The organism is Mycobacterium sp. 050128, assembly GCF_036409155.1.
Taxonomy (GTDB): Bacteria; Actinomycetota; Actinomycetes; order Mycobacteriales; family Mycobacteriaceae; genus Mycobacterium.
On record NZ_JAZGLW010000004.1, the window covers coordinates 112546 to 128252 of the forward strand.

Below are 15707 nucleotides of genomic sequence, written 5' to 3' on the forward strand. Positions count from 1 at the left end.
GAGTTCGCCAGATGTCGGCTCCGCCCCTGTTTCGCCTGGTCGGCGACAGACGGGTGTCCGTGGTGCGCGACGCCGCCGCGGTGTGGCGCGTATTCGACGAAGATCCGATCGGGTCCTGCATGGTCGCCTCCCGCGTCGCCGATCACGGCATCGACCCCGGCGCGATCGGCGGGGAGCTGTGGACCCGCCGCGGCGCGGACGAGTCGCTGTGTTTTGCCGGTGCCAACCTGATCCCGTTGCGCGGGCTGCCGGCCGACCTGAACGCTTTTGCCGACGAGGCGATGAGCGGCACGCGGCGCTGTTCCTCGCTGGTCGGGCGGGCCAGCCTGGTCCTGCCGATGTGGGAGCGGCTCGAGACGGCCTGGGGTCCGGCGCGTGACGTGCGCGAACGCCAACCGCTGATGGCGCTGGCCAAACACCCGATGTGTGACCTCGACCCCGAGGTGCGTCAGGTGCGCCCGGAGGAGCTGGACGCCTACCTGGTGGCCGCGGTCGACATGTTCATCGGTGAGGTCGGCATCGACCCGCGCCTGGGCGACGGCGGCCGCGGCTACCGCCGCCGGGTGGCCAGCCTGATCGCCGCCGGGCGTGCCTGGGCCCGGTTCGAGCACGGTCAGGTCGTCTTCAAGGCCGAGGTCGGATCGCAATCGCCTGCGGTCGGGCAGATCCAGGGCGTCTGGGTGCATCCGGAGTGGCGCGGCCTGGGGCTCGGTGCCCGGGGTACCGCGATGCTGGCCGCCGTGATCGTCGGCAGCGGGCGCATCGCCAGCCTGTACGTGAACGACTTCAACGAGGTGGCGCGCGCCGCCTACGCCCGGGTGGGTTTCGCCGAGGTCGGCACCTTCGCCACGGTCCTGCTGGACTAGCCGAGCTGCTGCTGGAGTTGCCGGAGCGGCCGGCCGCACGCCCGGCTGGTCGGGTATTCGACACGACGGACGTGCACTGCCCGACATAACGGTGCGATCTCGGTGTGTCGGCGGCCGTGCACCCGCCACTGTTCTTAACATCAGTAACGATGGCCACAAAAACCTCATCAGTATCAGTTGTATCGGCGGCTGCGGTCTTGCTGCTCGTCGCGGCTGCGGCGCTGTCTGGATGCACGCCGCGGCCCGACGGTCCGGGCCCCGCCGCGGAAAAGTTCTTCCGCGCCTTGGCCATTGGCGACACCGCGACGGCCGCCCAACTCAGCGACAACCCCAACGAGGCTCGCGATGCGCTCAACGCGGCCTGGGCCGGGCTGCAGGCCACCCATCTGGACGCGCAGATCCTCAGCTCGAAGTACGCCGAGGACACCGGCACGGTCAGCTATCGGTTCAGCTGGCATCTGCCGAAGAACCGGGTGTGGAGCTATGACGGCCAGCTGAAGATGGCCCGCGACGAGGGCCGGTGGGAGGTCCGGTGGGCGCCCAACGGGCTGCACCCCAAGCTGGGGGAGCACCAGACGTTCGCGTTGCGCGCCGACGCGCCGCGGCGCGCCTCGGTGAACGAACTCGGCGGTAGCGATGTGCTGGCGCCGGGCTACCGCTATCACTACACGCTGGACGCCAACAAGGCCGGACCGCCGCAGTCGTTGAGCTTCACCACCCATTCGATCGTCGACGTGCTGCGGCCGTTCAACGACACGCTGACCGACCCGCAGCTGCTCGCCGAGCGGGCCAGCTCGACGCCCAACCAGGTGGACCTGGGCGTCACGCTGCTTCCCGCCGACAACGACAAGGTGTTTCCGGTGATCGGCCGGCTGCCCGGGATCGTGGTCACCCCGCAGGCCGACATGCTGGCGACCGACCCACATTTCGCGCCCGCCGTCGTCGGCGAGGTCAAGAAGGCCGTGATCGACCAACTCGACGGTCAGGCGGGCTGGCGGGTGGTCAGCGTCAACCAGAACAACGTCGACGTCGCGGTGCTGCATGAGGTCGACGGGGCGCCGGCCCCGTCGGTGTCGATCACCTTGGACCGGATCGTGCAGAACGCCGCTCAGCGCGCGGTGGACAACAAGGGCGGCAAGGCGATGATCGTCGCGATCAAGCCGTCGACGGGCGAGATCCTCGCGATCGCGCAGAACGGCGCGGCCGACGCCGACGGCCTGCCCGCCACCAACGGCCTGTTCCCGCCCGGGTCGACGTTCAAGATGGTCACCGCCGGCGCCGCCGTCGACCGCGATTTGGCCACACCCAACTCGATGGTCGGCTGCCCGGGCCATCTCGACATCGGGCACCGCACCATCCCCAACTACGGCGGCTTCGACCTCGGCGTGGTGTCGATGTCCCGCGCGTTCGCCAGTTCCTGCAACACCACGTTTGCCGAGTTGAGCAGCAGGATGCCGCCGCGGGGCCTGACGCAGACGGCCTCCCAGTACGGGATCGGGCTCGACTACACGGTGGACGGCATCAGCACCGTGACCGGGTCCGTGCCGCCGACGGTCGACCTGGCCGAGCGCACCGAAGACGGCTTCGGCCAGGGCCGGGTCCTGGCCAGCCCGTTCGGCATGGCGCTGGTGGCGGCGACCGTCGCCGCGGGGAAAACCCCTGTGCCGCAATTGATCGCGGGCCGCCCGACGACGGTCGAGGGTGACAGCACCCCGATCAGCCCGAAGATGATCGACGCGCTGCGCCCGATGATGCGGCTGGTGGTGACCAATGGGACCGCCAAGGAGATCAACGGCTGCGGTGAGATCTACGGGAAGACGGGTGAGGCCGAGTTCCCGGGCGGCTCGCACTCCTGGTTCGCCGGGTACCGCGGCGATCTGGCCTTCGCGGCGCTGATCGTCGGGGGCGGCAGCTCGGAATGGGCGGTCCGGATGACCAAATTCATGTTCGAGTCGCTGCCGCCGGGCTATCTGACCTGAGGCTTTTCGGTCCGGGGACCCGTAACGGCGTAAATTGCGAGCATGACGGATAGCGGCGGGGACATGGTGACGCTGCGCGTCTCCGATGCGGACCGCAACGGCACGATGCGGCGGCTGCACAACGCGGTTGCGCTCGGCCTGATCGATATCGGCGAATTCGAGCAGCGCTCGTCGCGGGTGTCCTACGCGCGCACCCAGGGCGAGCTGGACGGCCTGGTCGGTGACCTGCCCGGGCCGGGCGCGATCGTCACCTCGGCGGCGGATCGGATCGAGCTGCGTGGCTGGGCCGGCTCGCTGCGGCGGCACGGCGAATGGACGGTGCCCACCCGGTTGGCGCTGGTACGACGGCTGGGTTCGGTCAAACTCGAGCTCACCAAGGCCCGGTTCGCCGGCCCGGTGGTGGTCGTCGAGCTCGACGTGCGGTTCGGCTCGGTCGACATCTGGCTGCCGGATGGCGCCAGCGCCTCGATCGACGACGTCGAGGTCTACGTCGGCAGTGCTCGCGACCGCCGCAAGGATGCCCCCGGCGAGGGCAGGCCGCATGTGGTGCTGACCGGCCGGGTGGTGTGCGGCTCGGTGACCATCCACGGACCCCGCCGCTCGCTTCTGCATCGCCGCAAGGCCTGACGCGCGCCCGGGGGGCTATCGGGTTCGAGTGTGCGTTGAGGGCGGGAAAACGGGCGAAATGCCGCCCTGCAGACACACTCAACGCCACTGATGCACCAGCGATGCCCGGCACGCAGCCGAAAGGCGCGATTAAGCTAGCGAGCATGCCTGTTCGCACCGCGCTTTCGCCCGGAGTGTTGTCCCCGACTCTGCCGGTGCCCAACCGCATCCCGCGCCCCGAGTATGCGTGGAAGCCCACCGCCAAGGAGGGCACCGAGCCGTGGGTGCAGACGCCCGAGGTGATCGAGAAGATGCGCGTCGCGGGCCGGATTGCGGCCGGTGCGCTGGAAGAGGCGGGCAAGGCGGTCGCGCCCGGCGTGACCACCGACGAGCTGGACCGCATCGCCCACGAGTACATGGTGGACAACGGCGCCTACCCGTCGACCCTGGGCTACAAGGGCTACCCGAAGTCCTGCTGCACGTCGCTCAACGAGGTGATCTGCCACGGCATCCCCGACTCGACGGTGGTCGAAGACGGCGACATCGTCAACATCGACGTCACCGCCTACATCGACGGCGTGCACGGTGACACCAACGCGACGTTTCTGGCCGGCGATGTGTCCGAGGAACACCGGCTGCTCGTCGAGCGGACGCGTGAGGCGACGATGCGGGCGATCAACGCCGTCAAACCCGGACGCGCGCTTTCGGTCGTGGGCCGCGTCATCGAGGCCTACGCAAATCGGTTCGGGTACAACGTGGTTCGCGACTTCACCGGCCATGGAATCGGCACCACGTTTCACAACGGGCTGGTCGTGCTGCACTACGACCAGCCGTCGGTCACCACCGAGATCCAACCGGGAATGACGTTCACGATCGAACCGATGATCAATCTCGGGTCGCTGGACTACGAAATCTGGGACGACGGCTGGACCGTGGTCACCAGGGACCGCAAGTGGACCGCACAGTTCGAGCACACCCTGCTGGTCACCGACACCGGCGCCGAGATCCTCACCGTCGCCTGAGCCGCGCGTCAGCGTGAACGGCGCTCTGCTGGTCGCGGGCACCAGCTCCGATGCCGGGAAATCGGTTCTGGTGGCGGGCCTGTGCCGGCTGCTGGCGCGCAACGGAGTCAGGGTCGCGCCGTTCAAGGCGCAGAACATGTCCAACAACTCCGCGGTCACCATCGAGGGCGGCGAAATCGGCCGGGCTCAGGCCATTCAGGCCCGGGCGGCGGGGCTGGAGCCCAGCGTGCGGTTCAATCCGATCCTGCTCAAACCGGGCAGCGACCGGACGTCGCAGCTGGTAGTCCGGGGTCGAGTCACCGACTCAGTTAGCGCGGCAAGCTATTTCGAGCATCGCGACCGGCTCGCAGAAGTGGTTGCCGACGAGTTGGCTTCGCTGCGTGACGAATTCGATGTGGTGATCTGTGAAGGGGCCGGCTCGCCGGCCGAAATCAACTTGCGAGCCACGGATTTGGCCAACATGGGATTGGCTAGGGCCGCGAACCTGCCGGTGGTCCTGGTCGGCGACATCGACCGCGGCGGCCTGCTTGCGCATCTGTTCGGCACGGTAGCCGTGCTCGACCCCGACGACCAGGCACTGATCGCGGGTTTCATCGTCAACAAGTTTCGCGGTGACCCCGCGCTGCTGGCGCCCGGGCTGAGCCAACTCCTCGAAATGACCGGCCGCCCAACCTATGGCGTGCTGCCCTACGCCGACGAGCTGTGGCTGGATGCCGAGGACTCGCTGTCGGTCCTCGCGCACCGCGTCGTCGGCAGGCCTGCCCCGCCGCTGGGTGGCGAGTGGCTGAAGGTCGCCGCCATCCGGCTGCCGCGAATCTCCAACTCGACCGACATCGAGGCCCTGGCCTGCGAGCCCGGTGTGCTGGTGCGCTGGATCAGCGACCCGGCCGAGCTGGCCGACGCCGACCTGGTGGTGCTGCCGGGCAGCAAGGCGACCGTCGCCGACCTGTGCTGGCTGCGCGACCAGGGCCTGGCCGCCGCGGTCACCGGCCACGCCGGGGCCGGCAAGCCGGTGTTGGGGATCTGTGGGGGCTTCCAGATGCTGTGCCGGCGGATCGAGGACACGGTGGAATCGGGAAGCGGGGAAGTGGCGGGGCTCGGGCTGCTGGATGCCGACATCGTCTTCGCCGAGGACAAGGTGCTGCGGCGGTGGGAGCGACCGCTGCGCGGATACGAAATCCACCACGGTCGGCTTGCCCGCTACATCAACGAGCCGTGGTTCCAGGCGGGCGACGACCTGCACGGCCTCGCCCACGGCGCGGTCTTCGGCACGCATTGGCACGGCCTGCTGGACAACGACGGCTTTCGCCGCGACTGGCTGACCGAGGTGGCCGCGGCGGCCGGACGGACAAAGTTCGTTGTCGCCGACGACACCAACGTCGCGGCGCGACGCGACGCCCAACTGGACGTGGCCGCCGAACTGCTGGCGTCTCACCTCGACATGGACGCCGTCCTCGGCCTGCTCGACGGCCCGCCGCCGCGGCCACACCTCGCAACCCGGCTGGAGGCGTAGCGCCGGCGGCTCGCGCGACCCCCGGGACAAACCTCGCGCGGTGTCAATATTGGCTGTAGCGTGCGTAAGTGCCCTCGATGATGACCACGCTCGACGGCTTTCCCGTCCCGGTGGGCGTGTCCGGTCCTGAGAACGGTGTCGTCGTCGTCATCCTCGGCGATGAACAGCGGGAATTAGCCGCTTATGACGCGGTCTGTGAGCGCCTCCACACCGCATCGCTTCGCACCATCGTCATCGGCCTCGACCCGCGGCTGACCCCGAAGTCGGTGATCGGCATCCTCGACGGCCTGGGTATCAGTTGGGCCGTCGTGGTCGGCGACCGCGCCGGCGGCGACATCGCCTGGGAACTCGCGGCGACCAAGCTGGGCCGGTTCGTCGGCCTGGTCGTCGTCGACCGCGGACACCCATGCGTGGCCGACGTCAACGGCGTGGTCCGCGACGACCACTGCCCCCCGGTCGAGATCGGCACCACCGTGCTGGTCAGTACGCCGGGCGGACGGACGGTCGCCCGCAACAGCCAGCGGTTCGTCTACGCCGACTACCGCAGCGTGGACATGCTCGGACGGCGCAACGCCCAGGAGTCGACCGCCCAATTGGCGGCCGAGATCGTGTTGCGCACCAGCACCTGGTAGGACTGCTCGGCCGGCATACGTTTGGCGACAGCGTGGTCGCGCAGTCAAGGAAAGGATGCCTGCGGCGTGAACGCCTCCGGAACGCGTCGGCCGGTCATCGGCCTGACCAGCTATCTCGAGCAAGTGCAGTCCGACGGTTGGGACATCCCGGCGGGATATCTGGGTGCCAACTACTTCGAGGGTGTCATCAAGGCGGGCGGCATCGCGGTGCTGCTGCCGCCCCAGCCGGCGGATCCCGACGTCGCCGAGAGCGTGCTCGACCACCTCGACGGGCTGATCATCACCGGTGGATATGACGTCGACCCGGCCGCCTACGGCCAGCAACCGCATCCGAAGACCGACCCGCCCCGCACGGTCCGCGACGAGTTCGAGTTCGCGCTGTTGCGGGCCGCGCTGGGCCGCGGCCTCCCGGTGCTGGGCATCTGCCGCGGCACGCAGATGCTCAATGTCGCATTCGGCGGAACCCTGCATCAGCATCTGCCCGATGTTCTCGGCCATCGCGGCCATCATGCGGGTTACGGGCGCTTCACCAAGTTGCCGGTCACCACGGTCGCGGGGACCAGGCTCGCCGAGTTACTCGGCGAGTCCGCCGACGCCTGGTGCTATCACCACCAGGCCGTCGACAAGGTCGGTGACGGCCTGATCGTCAGCGCCTGGGACGCCGACGGCGTCGTCGAGGGCCTGGAAGTACCCGGGGACAACTTCGTCGTCTCCGTGCAGTGGCATCCCGAGCAGTTCCTCGAGGACCTGCGGCTGTTCCAGGCGATCGTCGACGCCGCGAGCTCTTACGCGTCCGGCACCCGGGTCGCCTAACGGCTGAGCGACCGCGGTTCGGTAAGCGGGACAACATGACTCGGGTCCAGCACTGCCCTGCGACACGCGCTCACGCCGCGAAGACGATGAGCGGTATCGCCATTTCGGCCGCGCTGGCCCCGCCGTGAAACCCGATGAGGCGGGCCGCTTCCGGGGGCTCGCGCTTGGTGGCCAGCACCGCGGTGTCGCCGGTGCAGATCACGACGACGTCGCCGATGCGCGCCAGATGTCCCGGATCGACCGGCCCGAACATCCCGGTGGCCACCGCCTGGTCGCGACTGTAAACCCGGGCCCGCCCGTCCAGCAGCGCGCTCCACGTCGCCTGCACATCGACCGCGGCGCCCGGTTCGGTGTGCAGGTAGCGCACCCGCGGTTCACCCGCGACCACCCGGATTCCCGCGCTCAGCCGGGCGTCGGTGTCCAGGTCGACGCGGGCCTGCGGCGCCACGTTGAGGCCGCCGTGATCGGCGGTCACCAGCAGCGCCGCGTGCGCCGGGAGGGCGTCGAGGAGGCGAGTCAGCAGTGCGTCGACCCGGGCGGCCGCCGCGTGCCAGTGCGGCGATCCGATGCCGAACACGTGCGCGGCGGTGTCCAGGTCGGCGGTGTAGCCGTACACCAGGCCGGGTGCCGCGCGCAGCTCGTCGATGACCAGCTGGGCGTAGTCGTCGTCGGGGTTGCTCGGGCGAAAGTCGGCGCCGCGATACGCCGCATCCGTCAGTCCGCTGCCCATGAACAACGCCGGCAGCACCGCCCGCGCACCGACCCCGCATCGCTGCAGCCGCCCGAACCAGGTCGGCAACGGCTGCCACTGCGCCGGCGGCGGGGCCCAGGGTGAGTCCGAGCGCCAATAGATGTGGGTCAGCACCCTGTCGGTGCCGGGGACGTTGAGCGTGAAGCCGAGGATGCCGTGCTCGCCCGGCTGCGCGCCGGTGCCCAGCGACACCAGGCTGCTCGGCGTGGTCGACGGGAAGGTGCACGTGAGTTGGGTCATCCGCCCCGCGCCGCCGGCCAGCACCGAGGCCAGCAGCGGCGCGCTGCCCGCCAACTCGGGTAACAGGTGCCAGCCCAGTCCGTCCACCAGCACGACGGCGACCCGATCAACCTGCTCGGCAACCGATTCCGTGACCCCCAACCGGTCGACGGCATCCGGCACGCCGAGCAGTGCGGCCGCCGCTGGAAGCACATCGCACAGGGAACCAAGCGCTGGACCGGACATGCCCCAGTCTGGCACGGCTAGACGTGTGCCAGCCGTTGGCTGGTCACCCGCAGTTGCCGGTCGGTGCTCTCGGCCAGCGCACGCACCTGCCGCGGGTCCAGCCGGCCACACAACCGGCCCCAGTGCACCGCGACCTCGTCGCCGGCGGCCACGTCGGGCACCGCGCTGTACCCGTCGGCCCAGATGTCGAGCAATCGCACCGACGGCTCGCCCAGTGTGAGCACCTGCCCATCGCACACCAGCCGCCGGCACCTCACCTCGACGTCGTCACCGGTTCGGGAAACGACTGTGCCCCAGGTGATTCGGCAGTTGTCCAGCACACCGATCGGATGTTCGGCATTGATCTTGCGGCCTCCGCCGCCTAAGAACCGTGTCCACGGGTACACGCCGAACACGTGGAAGCAGTGGTTGCCGGCCGCTTCGCGCGCCAGCTCCGAAGTCAGGTGTGACCAGTAGTGGCCGGCCTGCGGGCCGATGATCGCCAGCAACGCGTCGAAGAAGTCCCGGGGATCGATGCCGGCGCCGATCCCGCCGCCGAGCCAATACGATTCGACCAGGCGATGATCGAGCGGGTCGGCGATACCTGTCAGCGCGGACAGCACCCGCAGATACGGCCAGGCCCCGGAGAACTTCGTCGCCGCCCTGCGCACATCGTCGACGGAGCCGTCACGCAGGGTCGCGCCCAGCGGGGGTCCGCAGTAGCCCAGCGCGTTGGGCGCATACGCGTAGCGGGCGAACATCTCTGCGCCGCGGATATCGGTCAACTGCGCGCCACCAGTTTGGCCGCGTCGCGGTGCAGGCGGCCGAAGTTGTAATAGGCCGCGCATGCCCCTTCGGGCGACACCATGCACGTGCCGATCGGCGTCTCCGGCGTGCACGCGGTGCCGAAAACCTTGCACTCCCAGGGCTTCAGCACACCCTTGAGCACCTCGCCGCATTGACATGCCTTCGGGTCGGCGACCCGCACACCGGGCATCGCGAACCGCAGCTCGGCGTCGAACTCGGCGAAGTCGTCGTGCAGCCGCAGCGCGCTTTGCGAAATGAAGCCCAGGCCGCGCCATTCGAAGTGCGGACGCAGCGCGAACACCTTGCCCATCAACGCCAGCGCGGCCGGGTTGCCGTGCTCGGGCACCACCCGCTTGTACTGGTTCTCCACCTCGCACCGGCCCTCGCGGATCTGGCGCAGCAGCATCGCGACCGAGGCCAGGATGTCCAGCGGCTCGAATCCGGCCACCACCAACGGCTTTCGATACACACCGGGGACGAATCGATACGGCCGGTTGCCGACCACGGTCGACACGTGCCCGGGACCGATGAACCCCGACAGCCGCAGATCCGGCGACTCCAGAATCGCCTTGATCGGCGGCACGATCGTGACGTGGTTGCAGAACACGCTGAAATTCGGCAGTCCAAGCTCGCGTGCCCGCACCAGCGTGACCGCGGTGGACGGTGCGGTGGTTTCGAAGCCGATCGCGAAGAACACGACGTGCTTGTCCGGGTTGTCCATCGCGATCTTGCACGCATCCAGCGGCGAATACACGAAACGCACGTCGGCGCCCCGGGCCTTGGCGTCCAACAGGCTTCCGTTCGAACCGGGCACCCGCATCATGTCGCCGAAGCAGGTGAAGATCACGTCGGGCTGACCGGCCAGCCACATCGCGTCGTCGATGCGGCCCATCGGGATCACGCAGACCGGGCAGCCCGGGCCGTGCACCAATTCGACGTTGTCGGGCAGCAGATGCTCGATGCCGTGCCGATAGATGGTGTGGGTGTGCCCGCCGCACACCTCCATGAACTTGAACTGTTCGCCTTCTTGGCAGGCGCCGCTCCCGGCCAGGTGCTCGATCGCGACGAGCAGCTTGCGGGCCGCGGCGGGATCGCGGAATTCGTCAACGAATTTCATTGCCGTCCCCCTTTAGACGATGGCCGACGAGTCGAAGGCTTCCATTTCGGCGGTGTAGGCCTCGCCGAGTCTTTTGATCGCGGCCAAGGTGAGCAGCGCCTCGGTCTCGTCGATCTTGGCCATCGCGAACCCGACGTGGACCAGCACCCACTCGTCGGGCTCGGGCATGTCGTCTTCCAGCAGGCGCACGCTGATCGTGCGCTGCACGCCGCTGACGTCGACCTTCGCCAAATAGTTTGCAGGGTCGGTGATTTCAACGATCCGGCCCGGAATTCCAAGGCACATGTCAGCGCATCTCCTTTTCGTCAGCAGATTCTTGGTAGCGGATCCCCGACGAGCATGTCGACGATCCGGGTACCGCCGAATCCGGTGCGCAGTACCACGCTTTCCGCGGGTTCGGTGACGATTTCCCCGACCTCGGCCGCCTGCGCGCCCAGCGGATGCGACCGCAGTGCGGCCAGTCCGGACTCGGCTTCCTCCGGTGCGACGACGGCGACGAACTTGCCCTCGTTGGCGACATAGAGCGGATCGATGCCGAGCAATTCGCACGCCCCATTCACCTGTGCCTGCACCGGAAGTCGCTCCTCGTCGAGCACCACCCCGAGACCGCAGGCCTGGGCCAGCTCGTTGCACACCGTGCCGACGCCGCCGCGGGTCGCATCGCGCAGCCAGCGGGTGGATGGCGCCGCGGCCATCAGCAATTCGACCAGCGGGCTGACGCAGGCCGTGTCGGAAGCGATGTCGGCCTCGATCGCCAGGTCGCCGCGGGCCAGCATGACGGCCATGCCGTGATCGCCCATCGACCCGGACAGCAACAGTTTGTCGCCGACGCGCACCGAATCCGCGGACAGTGTGCGCCCGGCCGGGATGACACCGGCGCCCGCCGTGGTGATGAACAGCCCGTCGGCGGCGCCCCTGGGCACCACCTTGGTGTCGCCGGTGACGATCTGCACACCCGCCGTCGCGGCGGCCGCGGCCATATCGGCGACGATCTCTTTCAACTCGGCGATCGCGAAGCCCTCCTCGAGCACGAACGCCGCCGATATCCAGGCCGGTACGGCCCCGGTCATCGCCAGGTCGTTGCAGGTGCCATAGACGGCGAGTTCACCGACCGAACCACCCGGAAAACGCCTGGGCTGCACCACAAACGAGTCGGTGGACATCGCCAGTCGCTCGCCGCTGGGCAACGTGAGCACCGCGCCGTCGCCGAGTGACTCCAGCGCCGGGTTGCGAAACGCCTCCATGAACACCGCGTCCATCAGTGCCGCCGACGCTTTGCCGCCGGCGCCATGCGCCAGCGTCACATGGTCGTCGAGCAACCGGGGGCGGCGCCGCCGGAACGACTCGATCCGCTCGATGACCTCGCCCTCGGCGAAGCGCGGTCCCGACGAAAGATAGTTGTTCACGCGGCCCCCAAACCTCGGTCGCCGGATCGTTCGTGAACCGCCAGCCACAGCTGATAGCCGAGCAGCGCTTGGGATTCCTGGATCCGGTGCACACTTTGCGATCGAACGACGAAGCAAATGTCCACATTTGGATTGTTCGCGAAGGCGCCGCCGTCGTAACCGGCGAAGCCGATGGTGTACAGACCGCGTTGGTGCGCCTCGGCGAGCGCGGTGAGTAGATTCGGCGAGTTGCCGCTCGTCGACATCGCGATGGCGATGTCACCGGCCTTCGCGCGGGCGATCAACTGCCGGGCGAATACCAGCTCGAACCCGACATCGTTGCCCAGCGCGGTCACGATTGCCTGGTCGGCGGTCAACGACCAGGCCGGCAGCGACGTGCCGATCGGCGGCCGGGCGAACAAGGTGGCAAGGGTAGTGGAATCCGTGCAGCTGCCGCCGTTTCCGAAGGTGAACATCCGCCCGCCCGCGGCGAAGCGGCGCGCCGTCTCGGTGGCGGCCGCGTCCAGCAGGTCGGCGTTGGCGTCCAGCGTGGCGCGCCGCAATGCCAGGCTTTCGGCCGCTTTCGCCCGCGCCGAGGCGGCCAGATCGGCGAGTAGCGAGGTGGGGTCGTCCTCCTCGGCGTCGATGAACGGATAGAGAAAGTTGGTGGGTTCGTCGTGGCTCATCAAGCATCCTCGATTCGGCTGATCGCGGTGCCGGCGTGCACGAGCACCAAATCACCTGTGGCAACGGGGCCGACGAGCGTGGTCACGACGTTCTCCATGCCGCGTGCGGTGCGCACGGTGGCGGTCTCGCCGGCGGTGTCGGCCGTCACCTCGCCCAGGCGGCCCTCGTCGCTGCACGTCACGCAAACTGCGTCCGTTGTGTCGCACTGCGACGAGCCGGGTTTGAGCAGCCCGGAGTGCTCGAAGCAGACGTGCGTGAGCTCCCACAGCAGGTGATAGAACAACACGAAGCCACCGGTTGCGGGCACGCGCGGATCCGGGTCGTCCAGCCACAGCACGTGATCGGCCATCCCTGCCTCTGGTCGGTCGCCGCTGCCGATCCAAATCGTGGTGGCACCCCATGCGGGGCTTCGTCGCATCACCGAGCGCACGTCGGTGTCGTCCGCGCCGGACACCGCGATCACGATGTCGCCGGGGCGCACCGAAACCCGAACCAGATCAACCAAATCGGGTCCGGTGAGTGCGACAGCGGGCAATGCTCGTTTCCCCACGACCACCGGATGGACGAATTCGACCGCGATGTGCAGCGCATGCGGCTCCCAGGACGGGGCGATGGACCACATGGTGGCGCCGGCGGCGAACCGCTTGGCCAACGTGAAGGCCGTGGCGGCCAAGTCGGTGGCTAGATCCGAGGCCAGTTCGGCGCCGAGCCCGCGGTCGATCGCCGTGAACGTCGTCATGACATCTCCTCGAGTGCGGTGAGCGTCGAGATCGCCGCCTGGCCCAACGCCAGCCCGCCGTCGTTGGGCGGAACGGTGTGATGGGTCAGCACCTCAAAACCGTTGCGCTGCAGCAGCTCGCGACAGGCGCGCAAGAGCAGCACGTTCTGGAAGACGCCGCCGGTCAGGCCGACCAGCCGGATCGGGCCGGCCACCTGCGTAACCACCTTTGCGACCGCGATCGCGACCGCCCGGTGGAACGCGGCCGCCAGCAGCTCCGGTGGCGTGCCCGCGTAGAGCGCCGACACCGTGGTTTGCACGCAGGTGGCCGGGTCGATCACCCCGTCGGGCCGCACGGTCAGCGGCAGCGACGGACCCGGGCCGGCGGCGCGCTCGGCCAGCGCCTCGAGTTCGATGGCGGCCTGGCCTTCGTAGTCGATGCGGTGCCGCACCCCCAATAGCGAGGCGATCGCGTCGAACAACCGGCCCATGCTGGAACACGGCACACATCCGGTGCCGCTCTCCAATTGCGAACGGGTGAGCCGCAATTCCTCGACCGAAGCCGCGGCAACCGGCGCCAGCTGCGGGGTCCAGTCGACGCCGGCCATCCACAACTGGGACAGCGCCATCCGCCACGGGTTGCGAACGGCGGCGTCGCCGCCCGGCAGTGGCACCGGCAGCAGATGCCCGGCCCGCACGAAGCGGTGGCTGTCGTGGCCGAGGACGAGGATCTCCCCGCCCCAGATCGTGTCGTCACAGCCGTAGCCGGTGCCGTCGAAGGAGACGCCGACCACGGGTGCACCGATGCGGCCGTGTTCGGCCAACAGCGACACCACATGCGCGTGATGGTGCTGGACGAGATCCAGCGGTCGATCACCGGCGCGACGCTCGGCCCAGCTGCGGGTGTGATACCCCGGGTGCAGGTCGGCGGCCAATCTGGCCGGCTCACCACGGATTTCGCTGAGTTGGCGCACCGCACGCTCGAACGCCCGCAGCGTCTCCCAGCTGGCCATGTCGCCGATGTGACCGGACAGGTATGCGCGCGAACCGTCGGTGAGGCAGAAGGTGTTCTTCAGCTCGCCGCCCACCGCGAGCACCGCCGGGCCGCTGCGCCCCAGATCGACCGGCAGTGGGGCATAACCGCGCGAGCGGCGGATCGGAAGCTCCCGGGCCCCTTGCTGGTCTGCGACCACGCGCACCACCGAGTCGTCGCACGGCACGTGAATGGGCCGATCGTGATCGAGGATCGCGTCGCACAGTCCCGGAAGCCTGGACGCGACATCGTCGTCGGTGAAGCAGATCGGTTCCTCGGTTCGGTTGGCGCTGGTGAACACCAGCGCATCGGGAGCGGGTGTCAGCAGCAGGTGGTGCACGGGGGAGTACGGCAGCATCAACCCCAGCAGCGGGCTGCCGGGGGCAACCGCCGCGGCGACCGGGGCGCTGGGGCGGCGCCGCAACAACACGATCGGGCGCGCGGGACTCGACAACACCGCGGCCTCTGCGTCGTCGATCTCGGCGTAGCGGCGCGCCACGTCCAAGTCGCGCACCAGCATGGCAAAAGGCTTGGCGCCACGCGCTTTTCGCGACCGCAATGCCCCGACGGCCGTTTCGTCGTCGACGGCACACGCCAGGTGGTAGCCGCCGATGCCCTTGATCGCGACCACCGCGCCCGCCGTCAGCATTCGTTGCGCGGCCGCCAGAGCCGCATCCGATCCCGCGACCCGCCCGTCCTGCGAGCAGAACCACAGTGAGGGACCGCATTCGGGGCAGGCGATCGGCTGGGCGTGGAACCGGCGATTGCCGGGATCGTGGTATTCGGCCGCACATCGCGCGCACATGCCGAACGCCGACATCGTGGTGGCCGGGCGGTCATAAGGCAATTCGCGGATGATGGTGAACCGCGGTCCGCAGTTGGTGCACGTGACGAACGGATGGCGGTAGCGCCGATTGTGCGGGTCGAACAGCTCGGCGACACAGTCGTCGCACACCGCGATGTCGGGCGGAATCGGTGTGGTGGCGCCGGCGATCGTCTGGCTCGCCACGATCCGGAACTCGTGTCGACAACGGGTATCCGCGGTCAGGTCCACCACGCTGACAGAGGCGATGCGGGCCAGCGGCGGAGCCTGCGCACGTAACCGGCGACCGAACTCCGCCACGCGTGCCGGCTCGCCCTGCACCTCGAGAAAGACCGCGCCGGAGTCATTACCGACGAACCCGGCCAGGCCGAGCTCGCCGGCGATCCGGTGCACGAACGGTCGAAAGCCAACCCCCTGAACGACACCGGTCACAATGATGCGCTGTCGCACCTGCGGGTAGGAGAAGTCGGACCGAAGCAGCAGCGGCCCCGACGAGGAGAGCCCGGTCATC

Annotated in this window: 15 protein-coding genes; 7 read left to right on the plus strand and 8 right to left on the minus strand. The window is 68.8% G+C overall.

Annotation, left to right across the window (positions count from 1 at the left end; all coding sequences use genetic code 11):
* Positions 1 to 11 precede the first annotated feature (11 nt).
* The 7 genes from SKC41_RS23915 (at position 12) to SKC41_RS23945 (ending at position 7431) form a co-directional block, all read left to right on the plus strand.
* On the plus strand, positions 12 to 866 hold the full coding sequence (locus SKC41_RS23915; protein WP_330980182.1) for a GNAT family N-acetyltransferase: 855 nt from the start codon (positions 12 to 14) through the stop codon (positions 864 to 866).
* A 149-nt stretch (positions 867 to 1015) separates the two neighbouring features.
* Positions 1016 to 2845: a penicillin-binding transpeptidase domain-containing protein gene (locus tag SKC41_RS23920; RefSeq protein ID WP_330980183.1), complete on the plus strand. Its 1830-nt coding sequence runs from the start codon at positions 1016 to 1018 to the stop codon at positions 2843 to 2845.
* Positions 2846 to 2887: 42 nt separating this feature from the next.
* Positions 2888 to 3472, plus strand: coding sequence for a DUF1707 SHOCT-like domain-containing protein (locus SKC41_RS23925; protein ID WP_330980184.1), 585 nt, complete (start codon positions 2888 to 2890; stop codon positions 3470 to 3472).
* 143 nt (positions 3473 to 3615) lie between these two features.
* Positions 3616 to 4473 carry a type I methionyl aminopeptidase gene (gene map / locus SKC41_RS23930; protein WP_330980185.1) on the plus strand — a complete coding sequence of 286 codons (858 nt, stop codon included), beginning with the start codon at positions 3616 to 3618 and terminating at the stop codon, positions 4471 to 4473.
* A 13-nt stretch (positions 4474 to 4486) separates the two neighbouring features.
* A complete protein-coding gene (locus SKC41_RS23935; RefSeq protein WP_330980186.1) occupies positions 4487 to 5986 on the plus strand; it encodes a cobyric acid synthase in 1500 nt (499 codons plus the stop codon).
* Between the two features lie 77 nt (positions 5987 to 6063).
* Positions 6064 to 6618, plus strand: coding sequence for an alpha/beta hydrolase (locus tag SKC41_RS23940; protein WP_330980591.1), 555 nt, complete (start codon positions 6064 to 6066; stop codon positions 6616 to 6618).
* 66 nt (positions 6619 to 6684) lie between these two features.
* Positions 6685 to 7431 (plus strand): gamma-glutamyl-gamma-aminobutyrate hydrolase family protein, encoded by a 747-nt coding sequence (locus tag SKC41_RS23945; RefSeq protein ID WP_330980187.1) that lies wholly within the window; start codon positions 6685 to 6687, stop codon positions 7429 to 7431.
* A gap of 70 nt (positions 7432 to 7501) precedes the next feature.
* Here SKC41_RS23945 and SKC41_RS23950 read toward each other — a convergent pair whose 3' ends face one another.
* Genes SKC41_RS23950 through hypF form a run of 8 tightly spaced genes read right to left on the minus strand, consistent with a single transcriptional unit; the run spans position 7502 to position 15706 of the window.
* Positions 7502 to 8647, minus strand: a complete 1146-nt coding sequence (locus SKC41_RS23950; protein WP_330980188.1) for an alkaline phosphatase family protein — start codon at positions 8645 to 8647, stop codon at positions 7502 to 7504.
* A gap of 17 nt (positions 8648 to 8664) precedes the next feature.
* Entirely contained in the window at positions 8665 to 9411 is a 747-nt protein-coding gene (locus tag SKC41_RS23955) for a DUF6390 family protein (protein ID WP_330980189.1), read from the minus strand.
* Entirely contained in the window at positions 9408 to 10550 is a 1143-nt protein-coding gene (gene hypD / locus SKC41_RS23960; protein WP_330980190.1) for a hydrogenase formation protein HypD, read from the minus strand. The genes SKC41_RS23955 and hypD overlap by 4 nt, the downstream gene beginning before the upstream one ends.
* Positions 10551 to 10562: 12 nt before the next feature.
* Positions 10563 to 10835 (minus strand): HypC/HybG/HupF family hydrogenase formation chaperone, encoded by a 273-nt coding sequence (locus SKC41_RS23965; protein WP_330980191.1) that lies wholly within the window; start codon positions 10833 to 10835, stop codon positions 10563 to 10565.
* A gap of 20 nt (positions 10836 to 10855) precedes the next feature.
* Entirely contained in the window at positions 10856 to 11956 is a 1101-nt protein-coding gene (hypE, locus tag SKC41_RS23970; protein WP_330980192.1) for a hydrogenase expression/formation protein HypE, read from the minus strand.
* Entirely contained in the window at positions 11953 to 12621 is a 669-nt protein-coding gene (locus SKC41_RS23975; RefSeq protein WP_330980193.1) for a D-sedoheptulose-7-phosphate isomerase, read from the minus strand. Before SKC41_RS23975 ends, hypE begins: the two co-directional genes overlap by 4 nt.
* Positions 12621 to 13361 (minus strand): HypC/HybG/HupF family hydrogenase formation chaperone, encoded by a 741-nt coding sequence (locus tag SKC41_RS23980; RefSeq protein ID WP_330980194.1) that lies wholly within the window; start codon positions 13359 to 13361, stop codon positions 12621 to 12623. Before SKC41_RS23980 ends, SKC41_RS23975 begins: the two co-directional genes overlap by 1 nt.
* Entirely contained in the window at positions 13358 to 15706 is a 2349-nt protein-coding gene (gene hypF / locus SKC41_RS23985; protein ID WP_330980195.1) for a carbamoyltransferase HypF, read from the minus strand. Before hypF ends, SKC41_RS23980 begins: the two co-directional genes overlap by 4 nt.
* Position 15707: the final 1 nt, after the last annotated feature.